This is a genomic window from Salipiger marinus (genome assembly GCF_900100085.1).
GTDB lineage: Bacteria > Pseudomonadota > Alphaproteobacteria > Rhodobacterales > Rhodobacteraceae > Salipiger > Salipiger marinus.
The window spans coordinates 35,587-52,893 of record NZ_FNEJ01000024.1 but is presented as its reverse complement, the minus strand read 5'-3'; the positions used below and the strand labels follow the sequence as shown (position 1 = coordinate 52,893).

Below are 17,307 nucleotides of genomic sequence, written 5' to 3'. Positions count from 1 at the left end.
GCGCGCTCCGCCTAACATAAGGATCGGGCGCGGCGGTTCAATGCGATTCACCGCGAAAGCAGGAATGACCGAAAGCTGGGCATCTGGCGCCCGAACGGGCAGAACTGCGCCAGCGGGGCGGCACCTGCATCGGGGCCGAACACGTCGCAGGCCACCAGCCGGTCGCCATCGAACACCGCAGGGCAGGACCGGGCGCTGGCATGGGGGCGCTGCGGCTCCTGCCCGGGGGGGCGCTGGCGCCAGCCCTCCTCCCCCAGCGCGCGCAGGGTCAAGCCCTTGAGATCAGGCCGGAACACCTGCCAGCGCCCGTCCCACAGCACCGGCGCGTCGCCAAGGCTCACCGGCCCCTCGACCGCAGCCAGTTCGCGGAACACCACAAGGCGGTCCCGGTCGCAGCGCGCCTCGCAGCCATGCAGGGTGCCGCCGCCGCCGCCCAGCAACCGGTCCAGCAGCGCCTCCAGCGGGGCTTCGCGCGGCGGATAGGCCGCCCCTGCGACGAAGCGAAGCGCGGCGGCGAGAAGCCGCAGTTGCGTGTCCCTCTCCACATCCTGAAACCCCGCGCGGTCGAACAGGATCTCTCCTTCCCGCGCCCGCGCACCGGCGGCAGGCGGGCGAAGCGCCTCCCAGACCTGTGCGGCACGCGCCCGCAGCGCCTCTGCCGCGCGGGCCTGACGGCGGGCGGCCTCGGCCAGAATGTCCGGCCCCAGCCCCTGCGGCGCCAGCGTGGTCAGCAGATGGCGCATCCGCACCCGGTCATAGGTGGGATCGTCATTGGACGGATCCTCCACCCAGCGCCCGTGCAGCGTGCGCAGGTAATGGCGCAGCTCGGCGCGGCGCATGTCCAGACAGGGGCGGAGGACGAAAAACTCTGCGGCCCGCGTGGCAGGCTGCGGCGGGCAGGCGCCGGTGACATCGGCGGCAGGCAAAGGCAGGACCGGACCGGGCAGGCGCACCCGCCGCAGCGGCGCCATGGCGGACAGCCCTTCGCCCCCCGCGCCGCGCGCCAGCCGCATCAGGAAGGTTTCGGCGAGGTCATCGGCGGTATGGGCCATCAGCACATGGGAAATCCCGCCCCGCCAGCGGTTGATGAGATCAAGCCGCGCCCGCCGCGCCGCGTCCATCAGGTTGCCCTGCCCGTCCCAGTGCCAGCGCAGCACGGCATGGGGATGCCCCAGCGCCGCGCACTCTTCCGCCACCATCGCGGCCTCGGTCGCGGCTTCGGGGCGCAGGCCGTGATCCACGGTGACCACCCACAGCCGCAGCCCCCAGACCCGCGTCCAGTTATGCGCCAGCGTCAGCATGGCCATGGAATCGCCGCCGCCAGAGACGGCAAGCGCGATGTCGGTGGGGAAATCCGGTCCCAGCGCCGCGCCGATGGCCTCGGCGAAGCGCTGGTCAAGACTGCCGGTCACGGGCAGGAAAGACGCCCCCGCGCGGCCTGCGCCTCGGTGGCGGCGGCACTGCCCGGATAGCGCGTGCCCACCTCGCCCAGCGTCACGCAGGCCTCGTTGGTGCTGCCCAGCGTGCCAAGCGCCGCGCCAAGCCGCCACAGCGCCTCCGGTGCGGGTTCGCTTTCGGGATAGTTCGCATAGGCGTCCAGATAGCGGCGCGCGGCTTCCCGCACGTCGCCGCCGCCTTCCAGCGCCCGCCCCTCGCCCAGAAACGCCGCCGGTTCTAGCGGAGATCCTGGGTAGGTCTGGCGAAAGGCCGCAAACTGCGTAGCGGCGCCGCGAAAGTCACCGCTGGCGAGCGCCTCCTGCGCCCGCCGGAAGTCCGTCTGTTCGCCGACTGCAAGTTCGGCACCGCCCGACGGCAGCGGTTCTGTGGAAGGGGCAGGCGCCGGAGCGGGCGCTGCAGAGGTGGCGGGGGCCTGACCGCCCAGCGGGGTGGTCTGGCCGACGCTGCCCAGATCGCAGCCCGGCTCCACCTCGCAGAGGCGGAATTCCAGATCGCCGATCCGGTTGGTCCCGTCCTGCACCACGCGGTCGATGCGGTGGCCCAGTTCTTCGGTGCGGTTGGTGACGCGGGCCAGTTCCGCCTCGATGGTGTTGATCCGGTCCAGCATGTCGCCGCTGACCACCACCGACGTGCCGCCGGTGGTGCTGGATTCCTGCCGAAGCTTCTGGATTTCAGAAGTCAGCGCCGAAAGATCCTGACGGATATCCGCCAGGCTTCCGGAATTCTGGGCGGCGGCCGCGCTTGCGGTCACACCCAGACAAAGGGCAATGCAGAGCCGCCGCATCCTGATCGCCTCAGCCCGTCAGGCCCATGGAGATGACCGTGACCGCGCGGCGGTTCTTGGAATAGCACGCCTCTTCGGAGCAGATCTCCACCGGGCGCTCCTTGCCGTAGGAGACGAATTTCAGGCGGCTGGCCGCCACCCCGCGCGAGGTCAGGTATTCCATCACCGCATTGGCGCGGCGCGCACCCAGGGCGATGTTGTATTCGCGGGTGCCCTGTTCGTCGGCATGGCCTTCGATCACGGCAAGGTAATCGTTGTTGGTCATCAGCCACTGCGCCTGCGAGTCAAGCGTGGCGCGGGCTTCGGGGGACAGGGTGGACTGGTCGACGGCAAAGAAGATCCGGTCCCCGATCGCCTGACTGAAATAGGCGGGCGAGGTGGGATCCCCGGCAGACCCGGGCAGCACGCCGCTGTCGACGCCGGACCCGGCGCCATAGCCGCCCGCACCGGCGCCCGCACCCGCGCCATAGGCGTCGTCCCCGAAGCGGTTGGGATTGGTGCAGGCCGCAGTGCCCAGCACGGCGACCAGCATGATGGCCTTGGTAATGTGTTTCATCGGTGGACTGTCCTGCTCGTGGGAGTGCCGCAAGGCTATCACAGCCGCGGCGGTATGGGAATGTCTAGGGCCTGCGCGACGTGGCGCGCGACCCCGGCGCGGATCATTGCAGCGGGCCCCAGCTGGGATCCGAGGCGCCATCGGGGGTGCGCACCCGCTTCAGGTTCCGCCCCGAGATGTCCACCGTATAAAGCGCGGAGACACCGGAGGCGCCTTGGGTTTCGCGGGCGAACATCAGCACCCGGCCATTGGGCGCCCATGTCGGACCCTCGTCAAGGAACGATGCCGTCAGCAGCCGCTCTTCGGAGCCGTCGGTGCGCATCACGCCGATGTGGAACCGCCCGGCATTCTGCTTGGTGAAGGCGATCAGATCGCCGCGCGGCGACCAGACCGGCGTGCCATAACGGCCCGCGCCAAAGCTGATCCGGGTGGGTTCGCCGCCATTCACCGGCATGACGTAAAGCTGCTGGCTGCCGGAGCGGTCGCTTTCAAACACGATGCGGCTGCCATCGGGCGAGAAGCTGGCGCCGGTTTCGATCGACGGCGCGGTGGTCAGCTGCCGGGTGCTGCCGCTGGCGATGTCCATGGAATAGATGTCGGTGTTGGAGCCGCGGGTCATGGAATAGAGCAGCTGCTGCCCGTTGGGCGAAAAGCGCGGCGCGAAGCTCATGACGCCGTCCTGCGTGGGCAGGATGCGGCTTTGCACCGAGCCCACGTCCAGCACATGGATGCGCGGCTCGCCGGTTTCATAGCTGGTGTAAAGCACGCGGCTGCCATCGGGCGAAAAGCGCGGCGCCAGCACCAGCGACTGCGACCCAGTGAGGAACTGCAGGTTGGCGCCGTCGTAATCCATCAGGCCCAGCCGCTTGGCGCGGTTGTCCTTGGGACCGGTTTCCGACACGAAGACCACGCGGCTGTCGAAATAGCCATCTTCGCCGGTGATGCGGGAATAGACCTGATCCGCCACCTTGTGCGACAGGCGCCGCCAGCCGTCCGGGGTGGAGGAGAACTGCATCCCCTGCCCCAGCTCGGTGCCCGCGAACACGTCCCAGACGCGGAATTTCACGGTGATCCGCCCGCCTTCGGTGGTCACGGCGCCGGTGATCAGCGCCTGCGCGTTGATCGCCTTCCAGTCGGCGAACTGCACCGGGCTCTGGAAATTGGACACGCGGCTGATATGGGCGTCGCGCGGGATTTCGCGGAACAGGCCGGTGCCGGTCAGGTCATCGGCTACGACGCGGCTGATCTGCTGGGCATATTGCCCGGCCTCGCCGGTTTCGGCGACAAAATCGGGCACCGCATAGGGCAGCGGTTCCACCACGCCTTCGGTGATCTCGATGCGCAGCGGGCCACCCTGCGCCGCGACCGGAGCCGGGGCGGCAGCCAGCGCGCCAAGCGCGAGGATCAGGGCCAGAATCTGTTTCATGGTCATGCTCTCCTTGCCGGGGCGGAGCCCGGCGCGTCTGTGCCTTTGCGCCACCATAGCGCCGCGCGCAAGCCGGGACAAAGCGCCGCAGAGCGCGGGCTGTGCAATTCCTTGCCGGTGTGTCCTGGCCGGTGAACGGTCATCGCAGTCTCATCTGCTCGGGGTTGAAGGTCATCTCGATGGTCTTCCACTGCTCGTACTTGTCGGGGGGCAGCGAATAGCCCGTTTCCTGACAGCGCAGGATGGCCCGTCGTGCCGCCTGAAACGCGGTTTCCGCCGAGGCGGCATCGCCGCCGCTCGACCCGATCATCCGCAGGCTGGAGGAGACGACGCGGCCATCCCGTTCCATGTCCATGGCGACGGTCACCGTGGTGTTGGCGGCCTGACTGCCCACATCCACCACCCAGCAGCGCTGCACCGCGACCCGCAGCGAGTCGCGCTCGCCCTCGGTCAGCGGCGGGCCGACCGGGCCGGTCTGCGGCGCACCGCCCCCGCCACCTGCCGCCAGCGCCTGTGCGATGGCATCGGCCACGGCATCGCTTTCCGGCTCGGCGGGGGTCGCGGGCGGTTCGGGTTCGGCGGGGCGGGTCGCGGTCTGCGCGGGCGCCTCGGGTTCCGCCGGTTCGGCTTCTGCGGGCGTCTCCGGCGCGGGCGCCGGGCGCTGCGCCAGATTGGTGGGGCGGCTCAGCGGACGGCGCGACTGGTCCGGCGCCAGCGTGGCAGGCGCGGGCGGGGTCGGGGTTTCCGCCGCCGCAGGCTCTTCGGCCTCGGTCACGATTTCGGGCGCGGCCTCCTCGGGGGCGGTGGCCTCCTGCGGCTCTTCTTCCACCACATCGGGGGCTTCGGTCGCGGGTTCGGCGGCCTGCTGCACCTCTTCGGCCACGGTGGCGTCGGGTTCGGGCGGCGCCACCGGTTCGGGGGCCACGCGCGGCGCGGGCCGCGGCACGGGGCGCGGTGCGGTGGTGGGGGCCAGAACGGGCGGCGGCGGCGCGGCCACCTCGGGGGTGGGCGGCGCCTCGGGCTCGGCGGTGTCGGGCGGGGTGACGGGGGGCGGCGGCGCCACCGGCTGCGGCTGCGGCTCGGGTTCCGGCGCGGGTTCCGGCGCAGGGGCGGGCGGTTCGGGCACGGGGGCGGGTTCCGGCTCCGGCGCGGGGGCCGGGCTCGGTTCGGGCTCGGGGCTCGGTTCCGGGGCGGGCGGTGCCTCCACCTCCTGGCTTGCGTCGGGCGACTGCGCGGGCTGGGACAGCGCCGCGAACTCTTCTTCGGAGAACACCGTGACCGACGACATCTCGACCTCCGGCGGCTCGCGCCGGAAGACAGGGCCCAGAACGGCCCAGAGGATCAGCAGGGCATGCACCCCGCCGGAGATATAGAGGCTTTTACGCACCTCGGTCCCTCAGTTGCCCGCCGGTCCGTCAAACGTCGGACCGCCGGTATCGGTCACCAGACCGATGGAGGAAAAGCCGCCCCGGTTGAGCGCACCCATCACCTGCGCCACCGTCTGATAGGGCACCGCCCCGTCGGCCCGCAGGAAGATGCGGTCGTCGGCGCGTTCGGTGGCAATGGCACGCAGACGGTTGGTCAGCTCGTCCATCGGCACGTCGGTGGTCTGGATCTGCACCAGACCCTCGGCGGTGATGGTCACGGTCAGCGGCTCTTCGGTGTCCTGCGGCAGGGCTGCCGCGGCGGTCTTGGGCAGTTCCACCGGCACCCCCACGGTCAGAAGCGGGGCCGCCACCATGAAGATGATGAGCAGCACCAGCATCACGTCGACCATGGGCGTCACGTTGATTTCGGCCATGGGCTGCGCCCCGCCGCCACCCCGGCGCCGCCGTCTGCGACCGCCGCCTCCGCCCGATTTCATCACGCCCCCACCCATGGCTCAGGCGTCCAGCTGGCGCGACAGGATGGTGGAAAACTCGTCGGCAAAAGCCTCGTAGCCCGCGATGATCCGGTCGGAATCGCCCGAGAGCTTGTTGTAGAAGATCACCGCCGGGATGGCCGCGACCAGACCCAGCGCGGTGGCGAACAGCGCCTCGGCGATGCCGGGGGCCACGACCACCAGCGAGGTGTCCTGCTGGTTGGCGATTTCCACGAAGGCGTGCATGATCCCCCAGACCGTGCCGAACAGGCCCACAAACGGCGCGGTGGAGCCGACGGTGGCCAGCACCGGCAGGCCCTTCTGCAGCACTTCCGCCTCTTTCTGGATGGCCACGTCCATGGATCTGTCGATCCGGGCATGGGCGCCCGCGATCAGCCCGCCATCGTCGCGATGCGAGCGGCGCCATTCGGTCATGCCTGCGGCAAAGATGCGCTGCGCGCGGCCCTTCGGCTGCGGCCCGATGCCGTCGAACAGCTCGTCCAGCGGCTCGCCCGACCAGAAGGCGCGGTCAAAGATCACCGCTTCGCGCCGGGCACGGCGATAGGTCACCGCCTTTTCAAGGATGATCGCCCAGGCCCAGACCGAAGCGACCAGAAGAAGGACCATCACCAGTTTGACGGTCAGGGTCGCGCGGGCAAACAAGGCCCACATGGAGAGGTCGATCTCCTGCGCGACCGCAAGGGTTTGTGCGTCCATAAGCCTGCTCTTCCTCATGGGCATGAAATGGCCTCTGTGCCGAGGCTCTGATTACAGGGGCTTTACCTGATTTGCAGGGTGAACACCAACACATTGGCGTCATCGCGCCGCCGCAGCGGCAGGATTTGCAAGAACCCGCCGGTGCCCTGCCCCGGCATCGCAGCGGCGGAGGACAGGGAGAGGGGGGCGCTGCCCCCCGGGGGCGCGGGCGCCCCCTCCCCCCGGGATATTTGCGGTCAGAAGAGGCGGGGGATCAGTGCAGCAGGCCGCGGATCTGCGCGGGCAGCCGGGCGGGATGACCGTCCAGCGTGACGCAGACCAGCGTGACCTCGGCCTGAAACAGCGCCTTGCCCGCCCGCGTCACCTCCTGATGCAGCCCCAGCCGCGCGCCGGTGATGCTGCGGATCGTGGTCCGCACCTGCAGTTCGTCGTCAAAGCGCGCGGGCGCGAGGTAATCGGATTCGATCCGGCGGACGACAAAGACCAGCCCCGCCTCGCGCAGCGCGCGCTGGTCGATGCCCAGACCGCGCACCCAGTCCGACCGGGCGCGTTCGATGTATTTGAGGTAGTTGGCGTGATAGACGATGCCCGCCATGTCGGTGTCCTCGTAATAGACCCGCACGGGAAAGTCGTGAACCATGGCGCTGCCCTTCTCCGGTTTTGCGACAGGGTAGGCGCGGCGGATGACAGGGACAAGTCAGCGCCGCCGCCGCCCCTTGCCGGCGCTGCGGGCGTGAAATGTGGGCGGGCGCTTCGCCACCCAGTCCAGAAACCCCGTCAGGCGCGGATCGGCGCGCAGCGCCTCTGGCGTGCTGAACTGCCGCGCCAGTTCCGCCTCGGTGAAGCGCGCGTGGATCTCGTTGTGGCAGATCTGGTGCAGGCGCACCACGGGGCCGCCCTTGCCGCCCTTCAGGCGCGGGATCAGGTGATGCAGGCTCTGCTTCGCCTCGGGCGGGATCGGACGCAGGCAGAGCGGGCAGATCGGGTCGGCCATGCGGAGCCTCTTGTGGGGGAGCGCGCGGTTCGGCAGAAGTCTGGCATGGAAACGGAACGGATCAAGGGCGCGCTGGTGATCGGCGGCGGCCCGGCGGGGCTGATGGCCGCCGAGGCGCTGCTGGCGGCGGGCCATGCCGTCGTGCTGGCCGAGGCCAAGCCGTCCCTCGGGCGCAAGCTGCTGATGGCGGGCAAGTCGGGGCTGAACCTGACCAAGGCGGAAGGTTTTGACAGCTTCTGCGCCGCCTATGGCGCGGCCGCGGACAGCCTGCGCCCGATGCTCGCGGCCCTGCCCCCCGAGGCGGTCAGCGCTTGGGCCGAGGATCTGGGACAGCCGCTCTTCACCGGCAGCACCGGGCGGGTGTTTCCGGTGGCGATGAAAGCCTCGCCGCTGCTGCGCGGCTGGCTGGGGCGGCTGAGGGCTTCGGGGCTGGAGATCCGGACGCGCTGGCGCTGGACCGGCTGGGACGAGGGCATGTGGTTTGACACGCCCCGCGGCGCGGTGCGGCTCCGGCCAGAGGTCACGGTGCTGGCCATGGGCGGGGCGAGCTGGGCAAGGCTGGGGTCGGACGGCCTTTGGGCAGGCCTTCTGGCGGCGCGCGGCATCGCCGTGACGCCGTTTTCGCCCGCCAATGCCGGGCTCTGCGTGCCGTGGTCGGAGCATATGGCGGCTCATTTTGGCGCGCCGCTGAAAGCCGTGGCCTTTCACGCGGGCGGGCTTACGTCGCGCGGCGAGGCGGTGATTTCCGCGCGCGGGCTGGAGGGGGGCGGGCTTTATCCGCTGTCGCCCGCGCTGCGGACGGGGGCGGCGCTGCAGGTCGATCTCTGCCCCGATCTGGCGGAAGACGTGCTGGCCGACCGGCTGGCGCGGCCGCGCGGCAAGCAGAGCCTCGCCAGCCATCTGCGCCGGGTGCTGCGGCTTTCGCCTGCGGTGCGGGCGCTGCTGGCCGAGGTGGCGCGCCCCCTGCCCGGCGATCCGCGCGCGCTGGCGCGGCTGCTGAAGGCGCTTCCCGTCCCGCATGCCGGGCTGCGCCCCATGGACGAGGCGATTTCCACCGCCGGGGGCGTGGCCTTTGCCGCGCTGGATGCGGGGCTGATGCTGCGCGCGGCGCCGGGGGTGTTCTGCGCGGGCGAGATGCTGGACTGGGAGGCGCCCACCGGGGGCTATCTGCTGACCGGCTGTCTTGCCACCGGGCTTTGGGCGGGGCGGGCGGCGGCGGCACGTCTGGCCGCCGCGCCCTTCCCCTGAGGCCTGATCCGGCTCAGATCGCCGTCTTGCGGCTTTCTTCCAGATAGATCTCGCGCAGGCGGCTGGCGACCGGGCCCGGCGTGCCGCTGCCGATCGCGCTGCCGTCCAGTTCGACCACCGGCATGACAAAGGAGGAGGCGGAGGTGATGAAGGCCTCGTCCGCCTCCAGCGCCTCGGCGATGGTGAAGGACCGCTCCTCGACCTCCATCTGCGCCTCCTGGGCAAAGCGCAGCACGGCGGCGCGGGTGATGCCGTGCAGGATGTCGGTGGACAGCGCGCGGGTGATGATGCGCCCGCCCTTCACGATATAGGCGTTGTTGGACGAGCCTTCGGTGACAAAGCCGTCCTCGACCATCCACGCGTCATCGGCGCCCGCCTTCTTGGCCATCATCTTGGCCATGGACGGATACAGCAGCTGCACGGTCTTGATGTCGCGGCGGCCCCAGCGGATGTCGTCCACCGAAATGACCTTGATGCCGGATTTTGCGGCGGGGGACTCGGCCAGACCCGGCTTCGACTGGGTGAACAGCACCAGCGTCGGTTCGGTGGTTTCGGGATCGGGGAAGGCGAAATCGCGGTCGCCTGCCGAACCGCGCGTGACCTGCAGATAGACCAGCCCGTCGGTGATATCGTTGGCGCGGACCAGTTCGCGGTGAATCTCCAGCAGATCTTCGTCCGAACAGGGCGCGCGCATGTCCAGTTCCGACAGCGACCGGGCCAGCCGCTTGGAATGGCCGGCAAAATCGATCAGCTTGCCATCCAGCACCGAGGTCACCTCGTAGACCCCGTCGGCCATCAGGAAGGCGCGGTCAAAGATCGACACCTTGGCTTCAGTTTCGGGCAGATACTCTCCGTTGACATAGACGGTGCGCGTCATGACAGTCTCCTTGCTGAGCGCGGAGCCGGGGCCGCCATGGCGCGCCTCCGGCAGAAATTCGGGTGATTGGACAGGACCGGAGTCCATGGCAGTCTGCCGCCGGTTACCCCGCCGCCCGCGGCATGGCAAATGCGGAATCCGCAGGCCCCGCGCCAGAGCGCGGCGCAGTCACGACAGGACGAATTCTTATGACCAAACATCCCGCGCTTGACGATTTTGTGCGCGAGGCGCTGGCCCGCGGCACGCCGCGCCCGCAGATCGCGGACCAGCTGCGCGAGGCCGGCTGGACCCAGCGCGAAACCGACGCGGCGCTGGCAGGCTGGACCGACAGCCAGCCCGACGCGGGGCCGGTGCCCCGGCCCGTGCGGTCGGGGGCCGCGCGCGAGACGCTGTTCCACGCGCTGCTGTTCGTCACCTTCGGCATGGTGGCGGGGCATGTGCTGGCGCTGGCCTTCGCGCAGATCGAGATTGTCCTGCCCGATCCTGACCGGGTGCAGGTCTACGCGGCGGGCGGGCTTCGCTGGGCCATGGCGGGGCTGATCGTGTTCACCCCGGTGTTCTGGCTCATCGACCGCAGCGACCGCCGCGCGCTGGCCACCGATCCGGCACGGCCCCATGGCACCGCCCGGCGCTGGCTGTCGTCGCTGGCGGTGTTCATCGCGGCGCTGACCCTGCTCGGCGATGCGCTGGTGCTGATCTACACCTTCCTTGACGGGCAGATGACCAGCCGGTTTCTGGCCAAATCCGCCGTGGTGGCGGGGCTTGCGGGGCTGGTGCTGGGCTATTTCCGGCAGGACCGCGCCGGGCTGCGCGCGGCTTCGGCGCAGGGGCTGGCGGGACTGGCCGCGCTGGTGCTGGCGCTCAGCTTTGCCAGCGTCGGCGGGCCGGGTCAGGGACAGATCGAACGGCGGGACGAGGCGCGGATCGCCGATCTGCGCCAGCTGACGCAGGACGTGCGGCGCTGCCTGCAGGAGCAGATCGGCGCGCTGCCCGAGGATCTGGCGCCGATGGACTGCGCCAGCAATCCCTCGCGCCTGACCGGCTATGCCGCCGCGATCACCTATCAGCGCCGCAGCGCCAGCAGCTTCGCTCTGTGCACCGAGGTGGAGTTTCCGCCCGCGATCCCCACCTATGACATCATGCTGGAGGGCACCACGGCCTGTCTGCCGACCGATCTGCAATGACCGGGCCTAACCCCAGAGCGCCGGTTCCGGCGGGTGCACGCCCGCCGCATCATACAGCAGGCCGGGGTCGCGATCCTCGGCCAGCAGCAGCGGCCCGTCCAGATCGGTGAAGGCGGCGCCCTGCGCCAGCAGCACGGCGGGCGCCATGGCCAGCGACGAGCCCACCATGCAGCCGACAAAGATGCCGTAGCCTTCCGCCTTTGCGGCCTCCAGCAGGGCGATGCCTTCGGTCAGGCCGCCGGTCTTGTCGAGCTTGATGTTCACGATGTCATACTTGCCCTTCAGATGCGGCAGGCTGGCGCGGTCGTGGCAGGATTCGTCGGCGCAGACCGGCACCGGACGGTCCATCCCGATCAGCGCGTCATCCTCGCCCGCAGGCAGCGGCTGTTCCACCATGGCGACGCCAAGCCGCACCAGATGCGGCGCCAGATCGGCATAGACCTGCGCCGTCCAGCCTTCGTTTGCATCCACGATGATCGTGGCCTCCGGGGCGCCCGCGCGCACCGCTTCCAGCCGGGGCATGTCGTCGGGGGTGCCCAGCTTGACCTTCAGCAGCGGGCGGAAGGCGTTCTTCGCCGCCTGTTCGCGCATCTTTTCCGGCGTGTCGAGCGACAGCGTATAGGCGGTGATCTCCGGCCCGGGCTTGGGCAGACCGGCCAGTTCCCAGACCCGCCTGCCGCTTTGCTTGGCGTCCAGATCCCACAGCGCGCAGTCCACCGCGTTGCGCGCGGCCCCGGCGGGCAGCAGGCCCTGCAGCGCCGCGCGCGTCACATCGGCCGGCAGGCTTTCGATCTGCGCCGCGACGCTGTCCAGCGTTTCGTCATAGCGGGCATAGGGCACGCATTCGCCCCAGCCGGTCACGCCATCCCGCGTCACCTTCACCGTCAGCACCTTCGTTTCGGTGCGGCTGCCGCGCGAGATGGTAAAGACCTGCGCCAGCCGGAACGTGTCCCGCGTTACCTCGATGCTCACGATGCCTGCCCTTTCCTTGTCTTCAGGCCCGGCGCCGGTCCTGCCGCCGCCGGGAATGTGATGATCGCGCGCGGATCAGACCGCGGCCAGCGCCTCGACCAGACGGTCGGCGCCATGGCGATAGGGATCGACGCAGGGCAGGCCCACGCGCGCCTCGACCTCGGCGCAATAGGCGCGCGAATCTTCCTCGCTCATGTGCTGGGTGTTGATCGACACGCCGATGACGGTGCAGGCCGGATTCGCCACGCGGGCCAGTTCCAGCGCCATGTCGCGCACCGCCTCGATCGAGGGCAGCTTGTAGCCGGGCAGGCCGCGCATATGGGCGCGCGACGGCTCGTGGCAGATCACCAGCGCATCGGGCTGGCCGCCATGGATCAGCGCCAGCGTCACCCCGGAATAGGAAACGTGGAACAGCGAGCCCTGCCCTTCGATGATATCCCAGTGATCCGCATCATTGTCGGGGGTCAGATATTCGATGGACCCGGCCATAAAATCCGCCACCACCGCATCCAGCGGCACGCCGTCACCGGTGATGAGGATCCCGGTCTGCCCGGTGGCGCGGAAACTGGATTTCATGCCCTTCTCGCGCATGCAGGCATCCATGGCGAGCGCGGTATACATCTTGCCCACCGAACAGTCGGTGCCGACGGCCAGCAGCCGCTTGCCGGTCCGCTTTTCGCCATTGGCGATGGGATACTTGACCGAAGGGATGCGCACGTCATGCAGGCTGCGCCCGGTGGCGCGGGCCACGGCGGCCAGATCTTCCTCGTCGCGCAGCAGGTTGTGCAGGCCGGAGGCAAGGTCGAAGCCTTCTTCCAGCGCTTCTACCAGCACCTTCTTCCAGCTTTGCGAGATCACGCCGCCCCGGTTGGCGACGCCGACCACCAGCGTCTTGGCGCCTGCCGCCTTGGCCTCGGCCAGCGTCATGTCGGTCAGGCCCAGATCGGCCTTACACCCTTCCATGCGGAACTGGCCCACGCAGTTTTCCGGGCGCCAGTCCTTGATACCCTGCGCCACCTTGGCGGCCAGCCCGTCGGGGGCGTCGCCGAGAAAGAGAAGATAGGGCGTCTGGATCATTCTGGTCTCCGATGACTGTCTGAGATCTGCATTGGGGGCTATCCTGCCCCGGATCCCTTGCAAATCTGTCCGGATTTTCGCGGATTTCCAGACAAGACCGCCGATTTTCTCCGCATTTCTCGGCCAGCGCCGAAGAATCGTGCAGCACCCCCGGCCCACACGCCGCTTTCTCCGCGCCGCAGCGCCGCAATTTTGCTTGCGCAGCATCACGCAATTTAATAACGAATGAGGCAACACAATCGCAACTTCGTTACAAGCCCGAGGGATTTCATGAGCTTCCGCATCCAGCCCGCCCCGGTCGCCCGCCCCAACCGCTGCCAGCTGTTCGGCCCCGGATCCCGCCCCGCGATCTTTGAAAAGATGGCGGCCAGCGCGGCGGATGTCATCAATCTGGATCTCGAAGATTCGGTCGCCCCCGACGACAAGGACAGCGCGCGCCGCAACATCATCGCGGCGGTGGGCGACATCGACTGGGGCCGCAAGACGCTGTCGGTGCGGATCAACGGGCTGGACACGCCGTGGTGGTATCGCGACGTGGTGGACCTGCTGGAACAGGCCAGCGACCGGCTGGACCAGATCATGATCCCCAAGGTCGGCTGCGCCGCCGATCTTTACGCCGTGGATGCGCTGGTCACTGCCGTGGAACGCGCCAAGGGCCGGACAAAGCGCCTGAAATTCGAGGTCATCATCGAATCGGCCGCCGGCATCGCGCATGTGGAGGAGATCGCCGCCGGATCCCCGCGTCTTGAGGCGATGAGCCTTGGCGCTGCCGATTTCGCCGCCTCCATGGGCATGGCCACCACCGGCATCGGCGGCACGCAGGAAAATTACTACATGCTGCAGAATGGCGCGAAGCACTGGTCCGACCCGTGGCACTGGGCGCAGGCCGCCATCGTCGCCGCCTGCCGCACCCATGGCGTGCTGCCGGTGGACGGGCCGTTCGGCGATTTCTCCGATCACGACGGCTTCCGCGCGCAGGCGCTGCGCTCGGCCACGCTGGGCATGGTCGGCAAATGGGCGATCCACCCCAAACAGGTGGCGCTGGCCAACGAGGTCTTCACCCCTTCCGACACCGCCGTGACCGAAGCGCGCGAGATCCTCGCCGCGATGGACGCCGCCAAGGCCAAGGGCGAAGGCGCCACCGTCTACAAAGGCCGCCTCGTCGACATCGCCTCGATCAAACAGGCCGAAGGCATCGTGAAACAGGCCGAAATGATCGCCGGGCATTGAGCCCGCGCATAAGGTCCGGCAGTCGCATGCTCCAGCCGCCCTTTACGCTGCGCAGCCCCGCCCATAAAGGTGATCCGCCCACAGATCAGGCCTGAGTCTTGCGCGTTCCTCTGCACCTTCTTGCCGTAGCTGCCCTGACCGTTCTGACGCAGGTCGGCGGGCTCGCCTGGCTGCTGAGCCTCAGGACCAGGCACCGGATGTTGGTCTTTGTCCTGGCCTATTTTGCCCTGTCGGCGTCTGCCTCGATGCTCGCGCCGCTCTTTGGCCGGGTTCCCCTGTCTTGCGGCGGCAGCGGCCCGTTGCGGATGCAGTCATGGGTCTACTGCCTGGCCAACCGGAACTATGTGGTCCCTGAGCTTGCGTCGGCTGCGGCAGATCTTGCCGCCGACGTGAACCGCCGTCATCCGGGCACCCTGACGCTTGCTCTGGACGGAAATTTTCCATTCTTTTCGGGCTTCCCGCTCCTGCCGCATCTGTCTCATGACGATGGCCGCAAGCTTGATCTGGCCTTTTATTACATGGACCGGCAGGGGTCCTATCTGCGCGGCGTCACGCGATCCCCGATCGGCTATTTCGCGTTCGAGCAGGGGCCGACGCAGTGCCCGCCGCACTGGCTCAGCCTGCGCTGGGATCTGGACTGGCTGCAGCCGCATCTGCCACACTACAGCCCCGAGCCGTCCCGGATGATCGCCATGCTGGACTGGCTTGCCACGGATCCGCGCATCAGCCGCGTGTTCGTGGAACCGCATCTTCTGTCCACGCTGGGGCGCGTGTCCCCGAAATTCGGCTTTCAGGGATGCCGGGCCGCGCGTCACGACGATCATGTGCATATCCAGCTTTAAGCCGCGCAGGAGCGCGGCACCCCCAGCCCCGCCCCCGGCTGGACCATGCGTCCCTCAACACCGTTGACCCGGGCCGCCCGCAGGTCTTAGCGTGGCGAGGCTGCCCTGTGGGTTCGGAGGTTTCATGCACCGTCTGGCTGTTCTGTTCTGCCTCGGGGGGCTGGCGGCTCCGGCTGCGGCGGATGTGTTTCCGTTCAAGACGCCCTCGGGCAATATCCAGTGTTATGTCGGCGTGGGCGATAGCTCGGACATCGACTGCACGATCTGGGACCGCGCCGGCCCGCCCGCGGCGCCCAAGCCCGCCTCCTGCCGCGGGCCGTGGGGGCATCGGGTGCAGATGGCCGAACGCGGGCCGGTCAGCCTGATCTGCGGCGCGCCCGGACCAAGAAACACCGCCCCCGGCGTGGAGGTGGCGCCCTATGGCCAGACCGGGCGCTGGGGCGGGATCAGCTGCAGTTCCACCCCGCAGGGGCTGGACTGCCGCAACGGCTCGGGCCACGGCTTCCGGCTGTCCCGCGCCAGCCAGCAGGTCTGGTAAGCCGCGCCCCTGCTGCAGCGCACCGTGTTGTGCCTGTCACATTCCCCGGATAGAGCGCCCTGCACACGCGACGCCGGGGTAAGGATCAGACGATGCCGCAGTTTACGCTTGGTTGGGAAGAATGGCTGTCCCTGCCTGACCTCGATCTGCCCGCGATCCGCGCGAAGGTGGATACCGGGGCCAAGACCTCGGCGCTGCACGCCTTTGCCATCGAACCCTTCGGCTCTGCCGAACGGCCCATGGTGCGCTTTGCCATCCATCCCGATCCGCAGGACACCGGGCTCGAGATCATCTGCTCCGCCCCGCTGAAGGACCGGCGCGAGATCACCTCCTCCAATGGCGAGACCGAGATGCGGTTCGTCATCGAGACCGATGTCACCATGGGCGGGCGCACATGGCCCATCGAGGTGACGCTGACCGACCGGGGCGGCATGGCCTATCGCATGCTGCTGGGCCGCAGCGCGCTGCTGCCCGAGATGATCGTGGCCCCCGCCCAGCGGCTGCAGCAGCCGCAGCTGTCTTATGACGTCTACCATGCCAGCCTGCGCCAGCGCCCGCACCGCCGGGCGCTGCGGCTGGCCATCCTGACCCGCGAGGCCGAAAATTACTCCACCCGCCGCCTGATCGAGGCCGCCGAGGCGCGCGGCCACACGATGGAGGTGATCGACACCTCGCGCTGCTACATGAACATCCGCGCCATTGGCGGCGAGGTGCATTACGACGGCCGCCCGCTGCCGCATTACGATGCGGTGATCCCGCGCATCGGCGCCTCCATCACCTCCTATGGCACGGCGGTGGTGCGGCAGTTCGAAAGCCTTGGCACCTATTGCCTTGCCGGATCCGAAGGCATCACCGTGTCCCGCGACAAGCTGCACGCGCATCAGGTGCTGGCCCGGCACCGCATCGGCATGCCCACCACCGCCTTTGCCCGCAGCCCCAAGGATTCGGGCAACGTGATCGCCGTGGTGGGCGGCGCGCCGCTGGTGCTGAAACTGCTGGAAAGCACGCAGGGCAAAGGCGTGGTGCTGGCGGAAACCAAGAAGGCGGCGGAAAGCGTGATCTCGGCCTTTCAGGGGCTGAAGGCGGATTTTCTGGTGCAGAGCTTCGTCAAGGAGGCCGCGGGCGAAGACATCCGCTGTCTCGTGGTCGGCGGCAAGGTGGTCGCGGCGATGCGGCGCCGGGGCAAGCCCGACGATTTCCGGTCCAACCTGCATCAGGGCGGCACCGCCGAGCCGGTGCGCATCAGCAAGCATGAACGCGAGGCGGCGATCAAGGCGGCGCGCGCCATGCGGCTGGATCTGGCGGGGGTCGATCTGTTGCGCGGCGCTGACGGGCCCAAGGTGCTGGAGGTCAATTCCTCACCGGGGCTGGAAGGCATCGAACGGGTGTCGCGCAAGGACATCGCGGGCCTGATCGTCGCCCATATCGAGGCGAAGGTGGCGCCGCGCCCGCCCCGGCCCCGCAGCCGGACAAGACGGGATCCGCCCGAGGCCTCCGGACTTGCCGCAGAGGCACCGGAGATGTAAACAACCCCGATTACCGC

The 17,307-nt window shown here is 69.0% G+C and carries 18 protein-coding genes; 6 read left to right on the top strand and 12 right to left on the bottom strand.

Annotated elements, in window-relative coordinates; translation table 11 throughout:
- Positions 1-47: 47 nt before the first annotated feature.
- The 9 genes from tilS to BLR51_RS21400 form a co-directional block, all read right to left on the bottom strand.
- Positions 48-1,412, bottom strand: a complete 1,365-nt coding sequence (gene tilS, locus BLR51_RS21440; protein WP_089850830.1) for a tRNA lysidine(34) synthetase TilS — start codon at positions 1,410-1,412, stop codon at positions 48-50.
- Positions 1,409-2,242: a tol-pal system protein YbgF gene (gene ybgF, locus BLR51_RS21435; protein ID WP_089850828.1), complete on the bottom strand. Its 834-nt coding sequence runs from the start codon at positions 2,240-2,242 to the stop codon at positions 1,409-1,411. Before ybgF ends, tilS begins: the two co-directional genes overlap by 4 nt.
- A 10-nt stretch (positions 2,243-2,252) precedes the next feature.
- Positions 2,253-2,798: a peptidoglycan-associated lipoprotein Pal gene (pal, locus tag BLR51_RS21430; RefSeq protein WP_089850826.1), complete on the bottom strand. Its 546-nt coding sequence runs from the start codon at positions 2,796-2,798 to the stop codon at positions 2,253-2,255.
- Positions 2,799-2,901: 103 nt separating this feature from the next.
- Entirely contained in the window at positions 2,902-4,224 is a 1,323-nt protein-coding gene (gene tolB, locus BLR51_RS21425) for a Tol-Pal system beta propeller repeat protein TolB (protein WP_089850897.1), read from the bottom strand.
- A gap of 139 nt (positions 4,225-4,363) precedes the next feature.
- Entirely contained in the window at positions 4,364-5,611 is a 1,248-nt protein-coding gene (gene tolA, locus BLR51_RS21420; RefSeq protein WP_089850824.1) for a cell envelope integrity protein TolA, read from the bottom strand.
- A gap of 9 nt (positions 5,612-5,620) precedes the next feature.
- The gene (tolR, locus tag BLR51_RS21415; RefSeq protein WP_089850822.1) at positions 5,621-6,103 is read right to left on the bottom strand and encodes a protein TolR; all 483 of its coding nucleotides are present in this window, start codon (positions 6,101-6,103) and stop codon (positions 5,621-5,623) included.
- 3 nt (positions 6,104-6,106) lie between these two features.
- Positions 6,107-6,802 (bottom strand): protein TolQ, encoded by a 696-nt coding sequence (gene tolQ / locus BLR51_RS21410; RefSeq protein WP_089850821.1) that lies wholly within the window; start codon positions 6,800-6,802, stop codon positions 6,107-6,109.
- 253 nt (positions 6,803-7,055) lie between these two features.
- On the bottom strand, positions 7,056-7,442 hold the full coding sequence (gene ybgC, locus BLR51_RS21405) for a tol-pal system-associated acyl-CoA thioesterase (RefSeq protein ID WP_089850819.1): 387 nt from the start codon (positions 7,440-7,442) through the stop codon (positions 7,056-7,058).
- A gap of 57 nt (positions 7,443-7,499) precedes the next feature.
- A complete protein-coding gene (locus BLR51_RS21400; protein ID WP_089850817.1) occupies positions 7,500-7,796 on the bottom strand; it encodes an HNH endonuclease family protein in 297 nt (98 codons plus the stop codon).
- A gap of 45 nt (positions 7,797-7,841) precedes the next feature.
- Between BLR51_RS21400 and BLR51_RS21395 the strand changes: the two genes are divergently transcribed.
- The gene (locus tag BLR51_RS21395) at positions 7,842-9,044 is read left to right on the top strand and encodes a TIGR03862 family flavoprotein (RefSeq protein ID WP_089850815.1); all 1,203 of its coding nucleotides are present in this window, start codon (positions 7,842-7,844) and stop codon (positions 9,042-9,044) included.
- A gap of 13 nt (positions 9,045-9,057) precedes the next feature.
- Here the strand turns inward: BLR51_RS21395 and BLR51_RS21390 are convergent, their stop codons facing one another.
- Positions 9,058-9,921, bottom strand: coding sequence for a D-amino-acid transaminase (locus BLR51_RS21390; RefSeq protein ID WP_089850813.1), 864 nt, complete (start codon positions 9,919-9,921; stop codon positions 9,058-9,060).
- A 188-nt stretch (positions 9,922-10,109) separates the two neighbouring features.
- On the opposite strand from BLR51_RS21390, the gene BLR51_RS21385 reads away from it, so the two are divergent.
- Positions 10,110-11,105: a DUF5671 domain-containing protein gene (locus tag BLR51_RS21385; protein WP_089850811.1), complete on the top strand. Its 996-nt coding sequence runs from the start codon at positions 10,110-10,112 to the stop codon at positions 11,103-11,105.
- Positions 11,106-11,111: 6 nt separating this feature from the next.
- On the opposite strand, the gene dgcA is transcribed toward BLR51_RS21385, so the two are convergent.
- Both dgcA and dgcN read right to left on the bottom strand, forming a co-directional pair.
- The gene (dgcA, locus tag BLR51_RS21380) at positions 11,112-12,077 is read right to left on the bottom strand and encodes an N-acetyl-D-Glu racemase DgcA (RefSeq protein ID WP_089850809.1); all 966 of its coding nucleotides are present in this window, start codon (positions 12,075-12,077) and stop codon (positions 11,112-11,114) included.
- 75 nt (positions 12,078-12,152) lie between these two features.
- Complete coding sequence (gene dgcN, locus BLR51_RS21375; RefSeq protein WP_089850807.1) at positions 12,153-13,154, bottom strand: N-acetyltransferase DgcN; 1,002 nt, start codon at positions 13,152-13,154, stop codon at positions 12,153-12,155.
- Between the two features lie 270 nt (positions 13,155-13,424).
- Here dgcN and BLR51_RS21370 point away from each other — a divergent pair, with 270 nt between their 5' ends.
- The 4 genes from BLR51_RS21370 (at position 13,425) to rimK (ending at position 17,290) form a co-directional block, all read left to right on the top strand.
- The gene (locus BLR51_RS21370) at positions 13,425-14,384 is read left to right on the top strand and encodes an L-malyl-CoA/beta-methylmalyl-CoA lyase (RefSeq protein ID WP_089850805.1); all 960 of its coding nucleotides are present in this window, start codon (positions 13,425-13,427) and stop codon (positions 14,382-14,384) included.
- A 197-nt stretch (positions 14,385-14,581) separates the two neighbouring features.
- Positions 14,582-15,226 (top strand): hypothetical protein, encoded by a 645-nt coding sequence (locus BLR51_RS21365; protein ID WP_242656803.1) that lies wholly within the window; start codon positions 14,582-14,584, stop codon positions 15,224-15,226.
- Between the two features lie 124 nt (positions 15,227-15,350).
- Entirely contained in the window at positions 15,351-15,764 is a 414-nt protein-coding gene (locus tag BLR51_RS21360; protein WP_089850802.1) for a DUF6636 domain-containing protein, read from the top strand.
- A gap of 92 nt (positions 15,765-15,856) precedes the next feature.
- Positions 15,857-17,290 (top strand): 30S ribosomal protein S6--L-glutamate ligase, encoded by a 1,434-nt coding sequence (gene rimK, locus BLR51_RS21355; protein WP_089850800.1) that lies wholly within the window; start codon positions 15,857-15,859, stop codon positions 17,288-17,290.
- Positions 17,291-17,307 lie beyond the last annotated feature (17 nt).

Excerpts from the sequence above, each read along its gene's own strand:
- BLR51_RS21360 (WP_089850802.1), top strand. The coding sequence starts at position 15,351 with ATGCACCGTCTGGCTGTTCTGTTCTGCCTCGGGGGGCTGGCGGCTCCG.
- tolR (WP_089850822.1), bottom strand. The coding sequence starts at position 6,103 with ATGGGTGGGGGCGTGATGAAATCGGGCGGAGGCGGCGGTCGCAGACGG.
- rimK (WP_089850800.1), top strand. The coding sequence starts at position 15,857 with ATGCCGCAGTTTACGCTTGGTTGGGAAGAATGGCTGTCCCTGCCTGAC.
- BLR51_RS21385 (WP_089850811.1), top strand. The coding sequence starts at position 10,110 with ATGACCAAACATCCCGCGCTTGACGATTTTGTGCGCGAGGCGCTGGCC.
- BLR51_RS21365 (WP_242656803.1), top strand. The coding sequence starts at position 14,582 with ATGTTGGTCTTTGTCCTGGCCTATTTTGCCCTGTCGGCGTCTGCCTCG.
- BLR51_RS21395 (WP_089850815.1), top strand. The coding sequence starts at position 7,842 with ATGGAAACGGAACGGATCAAGGGCGCGCTGGTGATCGGCGGCGGCCCG.
- BLR51_RS21390 (WP_089850813.1), bottom strand. The coding sequence starts at position 9,921 with ATGACGCGCACCGTCTATGTCAACGGAGAGTATCTGCCCGAAACTGAA.
- BLR51_RS21400 (WP_089850817.1), bottom strand. The coding sequence starts at position 7,796 with ATGGCCGACCCGATCTGCCCGCTCTGCCTGCGTCCGATCCCGCCCGAG.
- tolQ (WP_089850821.1), bottom strand. The coding sequence starts at position 6,802 with ATGGACGCACAAACCCTTGCGGTCGCGCAGGAGATCGACCTCTCCATG.
- ybgF (WP_089850828.1), bottom strand. The coding sequence starts at position 2,242 with ATGCGGCGGCTCTGCATTGCCCTTTGTCTGGGTGTGACCGCAAGCGCG.
- BLR51_RS21370 (WP_089850805.1), top strand. The coding sequence starts at position 13,425 with ATGAGCTTCCGCATCCAGCCCGCCCCGGTCGCCCGCCCCAACCGCTGC.
- tolB (WP_089850897.1), bottom strand. The coding sequence starts at position 4,224 with ATGAAACAGATTCTGGCCCTGATCCTCGCGCTTGGCGCGCTGGCTGCC.
- dgcN (WP_089850807.1), bottom strand. The coding sequence starts at position 13,154 with ATGATCCAGACGCCCTATCTTCTCTTTCTCGGCGACGCCCCCGACGGG.
- ybgC (WP_089850819.1), bottom strand. The coding sequence starts at position 7,442 with ATGGTTCACGACTTTCCCGTGCGGGTCTATTACGAGGACACCGACATG.
- pal (WP_089850826.1), bottom strand. The coding sequence starts at position 2,798 with ATGAAACACATTACCAAGGCCATCATGCTGGTCGCCGTGCTGGGCACT.